This window comes from Streptomyces sp. NPDC002845 (genome assembly GCF_053591955.1).
The window spans coordinates 46,554-54,244 of the sequence record NZ_JBSFUU010000069.1; the positions used below are offsets into that span (position 1 = coordinate 46,554).

6 protein-coding genes and 1 pseudogene are annotated in these 7,691 nt (G+C 65.5%); 2 read left to right on the forward strand and 5 right to left on the reverse strand.

Annotated elements, in window-relative coordinates; genetic code table 11:
• Positions 1–56: 56 nt before the first annotated feature.
• From ACWD3C_RS35970 to ACWD3C_RS35980, 3 genes and pseudogenes are all read right to left on the reverse strand, one after another.
• Entirely contained in the window at positions 57–1,127 is a 1,071-nt protein-coding gene (locus ACWD3C_RS35970; RefSeq protein WP_451150685.1) for a DUF4190 domain-containing protein, read from the reverse strand.
• A gap of 551 nt (positions 1,128–1,678) precedes the next feature.
• Positions 1,679–4,180: pseudogene (locus tag ACWD3C_RS35975) on the reverse strand (golvesin C-terminal-like domain-containing protein); the annotation flags it as partial.
• Positions 4,181–4,266: 86 nt separating this feature from the next.
• The gene (locus tag ACWD3C_RS35980) at positions 4,267–4,701 is read right to left on the reverse strand and encodes an ATP-binding protein (protein ID WP_451150687.1); all 435 of its coding nucleotides are present in this window, start codon (positions 4,699–4,701) and stop codon (positions 4,267–4,269) included.
• A 236-nt stretch (positions 4,702–4,937) separates the two neighbouring features.
• On the opposite strand from ACWD3C_RS35980, the gene ACWD3C_RS35985 reads away from it, so the two are divergent.
• Positions 4,938–5,792 (forward strand): helix-turn-helix domain-containing protein, encoded by an 855-nt coding sequence (locus ACWD3C_RS35985; RefSeq protein ID WP_451150689.1) that lies wholly within the window; start codon positions 4,938–4,940, stop codon positions 5,790–5,792.
• 4 nt (positions 5,793–5,796) lie between these two features.
• Complete coding sequence (locus tag ACWD3C_RS35990) at positions 5,797–6,003, forward strand: DUF397 domain-containing protein (protein WP_451150691.1); 207 nt, start codon at positions 5,797–5,799, stop codon at positions 6,001–6,003.
• 194 nt (positions 6,004–6,197) lie between these two features.
• Here the strand turns inward: ACWD3C_RS35990 and ACWD3C_RS35995 are convergent, their stop codons facing one another.
• Together ACWD3C_RS35995 and ACWD3C_RS36000 are read right to left on the reverse strand one after the other, a co-directional pair.
• Positions 6,198–6,656: a hypothetical protein gene (locus tag ACWD3C_RS35995; RefSeq protein WP_451150697.1), complete on the reverse strand. Its 459-nt coding sequence runs from the start codon at positions 6,654–6,656 to the stop codon at positions 6,198–6,200.
• A 127-nt stretch (positions 6,657–6,783) separates the two neighbouring features.
• Positions 6,784–7,386 (reverse strand): DUF6461 domain-containing protein, encoded by a 603-nt coding sequence (locus ACWD3C_RS36000; RefSeq protein WP_451150693.1) that lies wholly within the window; start codon positions 7,384–7,386, stop codon positions 6,784–6,786.
• Positions 7,387–7,691 lie beyond the last annotated feature (305 nt).

The following is a 7,691-nucleotide window of genomic DNA, read 5'->3' on the forward strand; positions in this document are numbered from 1 at the left end:
AACGGGCAAGCGCTGTATGCGGACGTGCCCGGTCGGTCCCGTGCTTGCGCAGCGCTTCAGATGTCTGCCGGAGCAGCCGTGCCCCGGAGCGCCTGGCCCGGCGCGGAGGGGGGCAGGGGAAGGCCCAGCAGGCCGCGGATCTCACGAGCCTGCTTGTCCCCGTTGTGCTGGTCCACGGAGCGCAGGTGCTCGAAGAAGGTGTCCGCGTCGGACGCCTCGGCTGCCTGCCGCCAGAACGGCACTCCCGCTTCGAGCTCCGCCACGAGCTGCCCGGTCGGCCGCTCCGCCCCGGCCGGCTCGGTGTCCTTGAGCAGCCGGACGGTCTCGGCCTGCGCCTGGGCCATCCGGCCGGCCCAGGCCGTGGCGGAGGCGAGGTCCTGCCGGGGACTTTTCGCCGGGCGGAGTACACCTGCGGTGTTCACCGGCTTCAGTGCCGAGAGAAAGGCCAGTTGCGTGACGTCCAGGTTAGATGCGTCCTGCCGTACGGAAGAGTCGAGTTCGGCCTCGCCCGGACGAGCCACCCAGCACAGCACACTGCGCCGCCCGGCATCCCAGCCCCGCTCGTCCGGATGGAAGTAGTAGGTCTGCAGAGGCCCAAAGGCCACCGGATCCATCGAGTAGTCGAGGAAGAGCTTCGCGCACCGCGACCACGCGATCGTCGTGATCTCGTCCCGGCCCGGAAATTCTCCCTGCCCGGAGAGCGTGAAGGTGGCATACGCCTCTCCCCGATGCGACTCGCTGCACGGGACCACTTCCACGCTTGCATCACCCAGCAGCGGCGGCACGTCCCCGTCCGGCAGCCACGCACCCGGGGTGAAGCAGTCACCAACCTCGATCGAGGAGACCGTGGTCCAGCCCGGCTTCGCGACCTCCCCACTGTCACTCCGGGCAGGCGGCGTCCAGACCCTGAAGTCGACCACCGCGACAGCAATACCCACAAGAAGAAGAACCGCACCGGAAACAGTGATCCCGGCAATCGCAAGACCCTGTCCCCGCTGCCCCTTCTTGGAAATCTGCACCAGCGCGACAATCCCGAATATCAGCCCCAGCGGAGCGAGGCACAGCAGCGATGTCACCAGCGCGGTGACCGCGAACGGGTTCAGCGCCGGAGGAACCGGCGGCGGCATCGGACTCCACGGCTGCCCGGGCCCAGGCGGCTGATATGGATACGGCGGGGGTACTGACATGCGATCTCAGCCTTTCTTCAGGAATGCTCAATAGTGCCGAAAACGACGAGGCGGACAAGCGTGACAACAACGGGAATCGCGATGGCGTCGCAGTCGATTCCGATACACCCTTGCAGTGGAGCTGCCCAGGAAGCTGACGCGCAAGCGATCAGGAAAGAACCGACCGAAACGCGGCAATCAAGACCGAAACCCCCATGAACAGGAAGAACCCTCCGACCGCCCTCGCCAGAATCATGGGATTCCGCATGTGGGGATACCCTTTTTGATCACAGAACCTGTGCACCTCCCGAATTGCTAGTCCTCTCCAATTTGAAACAGCCAGGACACCTATGGCGGTGATCGCTGAAGCAATCGGGATAGTGAACGCCGCTCTGGCAAGTTCAGAAGAAGTGGACATTTTACGCGAAACCTCCCAGAGGCTGTGCAGTGCGAGCGGCGGCCTCGCCCTCGGAGCGCGAGGCCGCCGCAGCGCATACTACTGATCTAAACTACTAGTGCGAAATGAAGGCCCAACCGAATGACTGGGCGAACTCGAAGACGGCATTGGTGCCAACACCCAACTGTGCAACCCCAACCAGGTTGTTGCCGCTATTGGTGTAGGTGTTCCCCGTGGCCCAGGACCCATGGAGGCTAATGCGCTTAACGCCGACGCTCACATCGGTCTGCTCAGCAAACTCTTCGAGCTGGCCGTAGTCATCCGCATTGCTGAACATGAGATCGGCCGAGCCGCCAAATCCGTCAAGCGGACCGAGCCCCGTGCGATCCGCACTGAGCGAGGACCCCTTGCTGACCGACGTAGCCCAGATACCGGCCATGTCATAGCCGTTCTCGGTTTTCATCCATGAGATACAGCCTGTGGTCCCGACCGCGCCGTAGGAACCGCTCAGACAGGTCCCCTTCGTGTTCCCGTAGCCGGTCTTGTCGAGCAGATAACCACCCACCAGTCCGGCGGCCAAGGTGTTCGTGCCCCAGTCGAGGACACCGCCAACGAGGTTCTCCCACGCGGGGACCTCCTTCGGCGCGCTCGCCTCGGATCCGGAGTTCGAGGCGCCCGGCAACGTGTTGTTGTACTGCGAGGCATTGCCCCACTCTCCCGAGCCGGACACCGGAGTGGCGGTGCTGTCGGAGCCGGAGTCCAGCATCCAGTCGTTGCTTCCTTCGGGCATGCGGGGGCAGGTGAAGCTGTTGTAGCCCATGCAGTCCGGCTCGTGTCCGTCGATCTCGATCCGGTTGACCGGGTTCCCGGCGGTGAAGGCGTACCGGTTGCCGGTCATCGGGTCGGCGACGAGGCCCATGTCGGCGAGCGCTCCCGTGTACATGTCCCGGGTGGTGAAGCGGTTGAGCGCCGGGTTGTAGTCACGGAAGCCCATGTCGTACGTCCCCGAGGAGACGTCCCAGCGCTTCGCGTTGAAGCGGTAGGGGTTGTAGGCGTCCTTGGCCGGGTCGGCCGGGTCGGGCTTGTCGATGCCGGTGAACTCACCGGCATCGTCCTTGCCGTAGGCCGTGTAGCCGTAGGTCGCGGTGGTGTCTCCGGCCGTCGTGGTGACGGACTCGACATCGCCGCGGGTGTTGTAGCCGTACACGCCCAGCTCGTCGACGCCCCCGGAGGTCTTGATCTGGGAGAGCCGCTCACCCCACGGCGAGTACTGGTAGGACGCGGTGACCGAGCCGGCGACCTCCTCGCTCAGCACCTCGCCGGACAGGCCGAGGTAGTTGTAATCGGTGGTCGTGCCGTCCGCGGTCTTGCTGGTGGTCCGGTCGAACGGGTCGAAGGTGTACTGCGTCACCGACTGCCCGCCGCTCTCGGTCAGCCTGGACGTCTCCACCACGTGGTCGAAGCCGTCGTAGGTGTTGCGCTCCACGACTTTGCCACCGCCCGTGACGGTTTCCAGGCGGCCGAAGGGATCGTAGTTGTAGCTCGCCGCGGCACCGTCGACGGTTGCCGAGAGCAGCCGGTTGCGGTCGTAGGTGAAGGTGGAGGAGACCCCCTTGACGGTCTGCGAGACGACATTGGCGTTGTCGTCGTGGACATAGGTCTCGGTCGCGGGACTGGTGCCCGTCTTCGCCACCTCGGTGATCCGGTCCACCGGGTCGTAGGTGTAGTCCGCCGTCACATCGATGTACGTCGACGGGGAGTCGGCGTTCATCTTCTTGCTGATGTCCTGCGCCTTGTTGCCGTTGGCGTCGTAGGTCACCGTGTGTTCGGAGACCAGGGTGCCGTTCGCCTTCTTCTCCCTCTGGATCTTGACCGCGCCGTCGAGGTGGTAGGTGTAGTCGACGGTGTTGCCGTTGGCCTTCGTCTGCTGCAACTTCTGGCCGCGGTCGGTGTACGTGTACGACGTGACCTCCGGATCGGCGTCCGTCGCGGACTTGCCGACCGAGACCGTCTTGACCAGTTCACGCAGGTCGTAGGTGTACTCGGAGAACTGGTCGGGGTGGGTGACCGTCTCCGGCCGGCCGTTGGCGTCGTAGGTGTACGACGTGGCCTTCTGCTCCTGGCCGCCCAGCGCCTCGGTGACCTTCCGGACCTGGTTGAGGCCCGTGTAGGCGACCGTGTACGCGTCGCTCTTCGCGCCGGACGAGGTGTCGTCGATCGACGTCAGGTTGCCGTTGACGTCATAGGCGTAAGCGAAGGTCTTCTTCTCGCTGTCGGTCTCACCAGTCGTGTCACGGACCAGCTTGACCGCGTCCGCGACCACGATGCCGCCACTGTTCTGCTCCAACTTCAGCTCGGCGCCATCGGCCTGCGTGAGGCTGTAGCTGCCCAGACTCACCCAGGTGCCGGTGTTCGCGGTCTGGTCCCGGGTCACCGACGGCTCGGTGGCAGTGCCGTGGGTCAGGGTGTACTTCGCCGTGGTGGCCGCACCCGTCACCTCCGGGTACTTCACGTACGCGGTGTACGTGCCGTCCTTCGGGATGTTGAGCGTCCACGTGAAGGCGTCCGTGCCCGTGCCCGCCGCGTGGGTGGCGTGGTCGTAGCCCTGCTGACCGGAGCAGGCGGGGAACACCGAGCCAGCTCCCCCGCCTGCCCCAGCGGATGGACACGCGAAGACATCACGGGTTACGCATATGCCACCAGTCACAGACCGACTGCGGCCGGAAGCTCACACCACACATACTTCCCCCGATTCCCAAACCTGGAGAGCGGCTGCCATCCCCATACAGCAGAACAGGACCGCACGATCCCCAGCCCCCGCCCGTCCTCCTCAAGTGTCAGGTCGGCGCACTCTCCCGGAAACTCGGGCGGTTCGGGATCGGCGTCCCAGGCCCCGATCCGCAGTACGTCATCCACCCACCGGACACGCAGCGCGGCGGGCCCGTCCGTGTGCCGTACGGCGTTGGAGACCAGCTCGGCGGCGAGGAGCTCGGCGACATCGGCCAGGTGGACCAGGCCGTGCAGGGTGAGGATCAGGCGGAGAGTACGGCGGCTGACGGTGACGGCGCGGACGTCGTTCGGGATGTAAAGCGAGTACTCCCAGGAGTCGGAGGTCTCGGTGCTCTCGTTTTCGGGCATGCGTCAACTCCGGTTCGATGGTGGGTTTCGGAGAACTGCTGCGGGAGGCCGGGCGGTGTCATTGCCGCAGCCGTCATGGCAGGACGGAGCGGTGCGCTGCCGGGATCCCGGCGATTCCGTAGTGTGCGCGGCGCATCACCGACGGTAGACCTGGATTTACAGGTCAAGCAAGTCGATCGCGTAATCTGACATCGAACGAGCCGCACCCACAAGGACATTGAGCCCAGGAGCAGCGCATGGCCGGATTGAGGCGTGAACCAACGGCACGCCAGGTGCGCCTTGGTATCGAACTGCGCAAGCTGCGTGACGCGGCAGGCCTCACGGGCCGCGAGGCAGCGGCAGCGCTCGGGGTCAGCTCCACACAGATCAACCAGATCGAGTCCGGCCTCTCCGGCGTGAGCGAAAAGCGCCTGCGCCGCCTTGCCGCCAATTACGCCTGTTCAGACGACAAGTTGATCGACGCCCTGGTAACCATGGCGACCAACCGGGCCAGAGGCTGGTGGGAGGCGTACCGAGGCACGCTGCCGACGCCGTTCCTGGATCTGCCCGAGCTGGAGCATCACGCCCACTACCGGTGGGACGTGGAATTCCTGCACATCCCGGGCCTGCTGCAGACCGAGGACTACGCCCGGGCGCTCTTCTCCTACGTCAACCCGGAGTTCCCCGAGGACGACGTGGAGCGGTGGGTGGAACACCGCATGAAGCGCAAGGCCATCGTCGAAGGCACCGCCCCGATCCCGTACGAGACCGTGATCCACGAAGCGGCGCTGCGCATCAGGGTCGGCGACCAGTCCGAGGCACGGACGCAACTCAACCGCGTCCTGGAGCTCTCCGAGGCCGACAACGTCACCGTGCGGGTCATCCCCTTCGACACGAACGGCTTCGGCGGAGCCGGCAGCGCCATGGTCTACGCGGGCGGCCCTGTCCCCCAGTTGGACACCGTGGTCCGCGACGGGCCGAACGGGCCGGTGTTCATCGACGCCGAGGCCCAACTCAGGCGCTATCGAACACTCTTCCGTAGGGTAGAGGCTGCGTCACTCGAACCCGAGCGCTCACGTGACTTCATCCACAAGCTGACCAAGGAGCTTTAAGGACATGACCACGCCCGACACCTGGCACAAGTCCTCATACTCGGGCGGTGGCCAGGGCGACGCCTGCGTCGAAATCTCGGTCCGCCATCCCCACATAGCCATCCGCGACTCCAAGACCCCCACCCGAGCCACCCTCACCTTCCCCGCCACGGCATTCGACGCGTTCACCACGGCACTGAAGCTGCCGGGTGTGGAACTGGAGCATTCGTAACGCCCTTCACATGGACCCGGAAGCCCAACCAGTCGCACAGCGAGCCACGCAGCCATCCCGACGGATCGTGCATCGTCAGCGAAGCCCAGACACACCACCTGGCGACCCTGCCAACCACGAGCCGCCAACTCTCTACCCGCGCGCCGCCTGAGACCTAACTCTTGACGGTGTCTCACCAATTGTGACCGCCGTATTCAGCCCTGGTTCATGTCGGCGAGGGCGCCGTTATACATGTCCCGGGTGGTGAAGTGGTTCAGGCCCGGGTTGTAGTCGCGGAAGCCCATATCGTGCATGCCGGACTGAGCGTCCCAGCGCTTGGCGTTGCCAGTCTTCACTGGATGTCGAGGACGGGTCGGTGTCGGACGTCCTTGCCGCAGACGAAGACGCGAAGCTCGCCGAACCGGCCGACCTTGCGCCAGTCGCCCTTCGTCCAGGTGCCGGTCGACGAAGACCAGCCGGTGCTTCGCGCCGGCACCCATCGCCCGCTTCCGCGGCCTGGAGGCGAGCTTGGCCTGGTGCCGTTCGTGCCACAACGGGCTGAGTTCGGCTACGAGTTCAGCGATCACATCGGCTGACAGGCCGGTGATCCTCCGGTCGTTGATGATCGCTGCACGAGCCTCGTTCCCCGCCACACGACCATAATCGACGATCAAGAGCTCGACGCCTCACCGCCTACCGTGCACGAACTCGTTAGGAGTCCCCCGACGACGGCGACCCCCGCGCGTCCGGAGAAACCGGAGCACGGGGGTCGCACGGACCGGGTGGGTCAGGGGTTCCGGCTCAGGGGATGTCCCAGTGGGACGTTCCCGCGTACCGGGCGGCCGAGGGAAGCTCCACCGTCGCCAGCGGCTCGGTGAAGAGAGAAGGGGGAACCGGCGCTCCCATGACACTCTCTGCAAGGGCGAGGACGTTCGGCCCCCACCGGCCCTCCTCGGTGAACAGTCCCTCGCTCCAGGCCACGTCCCAGCGAGGGTCCTCGGGACGCAGGGACTCGACCGCCCCGTACGGCTCCGCGTACACGACCAGGTCGCCGTCGACGGCGTAGTGGACGCTGTCGGCACCGTTCACGTCGAAACGCACACTGAAAGCGCGACCGCCCCGGGACAGGTCGCGCAGCACACCGGGCACCGCCGTGACATATCCGATACTCTCGACCGTGCAGGAAATTCCCGCCGTTCGCCCCACGCCGACGAATTCGCGCTCGCCGGACGCCGCCAAATCGACGGTCTCGCGGACCATCATGCTTCTCGCCGTCGCGGGATCCGCGCCCAGACGCCTGATCACCTCGTCCGGGTCGATGCCTTCGACCAGGCAAATCGTGGGGACGACGTAATCCTCCTCGAGTTCCGCGACCCAGGAGAAATCTCCACCCTGACCTGTCATTGCAACCTCGCGATGAATATGAGAACGGGTCCGCAGGAGGTGACTCTACGGACCCGTTCAAGGGTGACTGTTTACGGCCGTCCGTGACCTGTGGTGATGTGGTGCGGGGCAGTCGCGATGGTCGAGTAGATTGATCTTGTGACCTCCGAGCAGCCGCCGCCCTCGTACGACGAGCTGGCCGGTCTGGTCGTGGAGCTGAGGCTGGTGGTGGCCGCGCAGGCCGCGACGATTGAGCGACTTGAAGCGCGGATCGTCGAGCAGGACGCCGAGATCGCGGAGTTGAAGCGGCGGCTGGCCGCTGATTC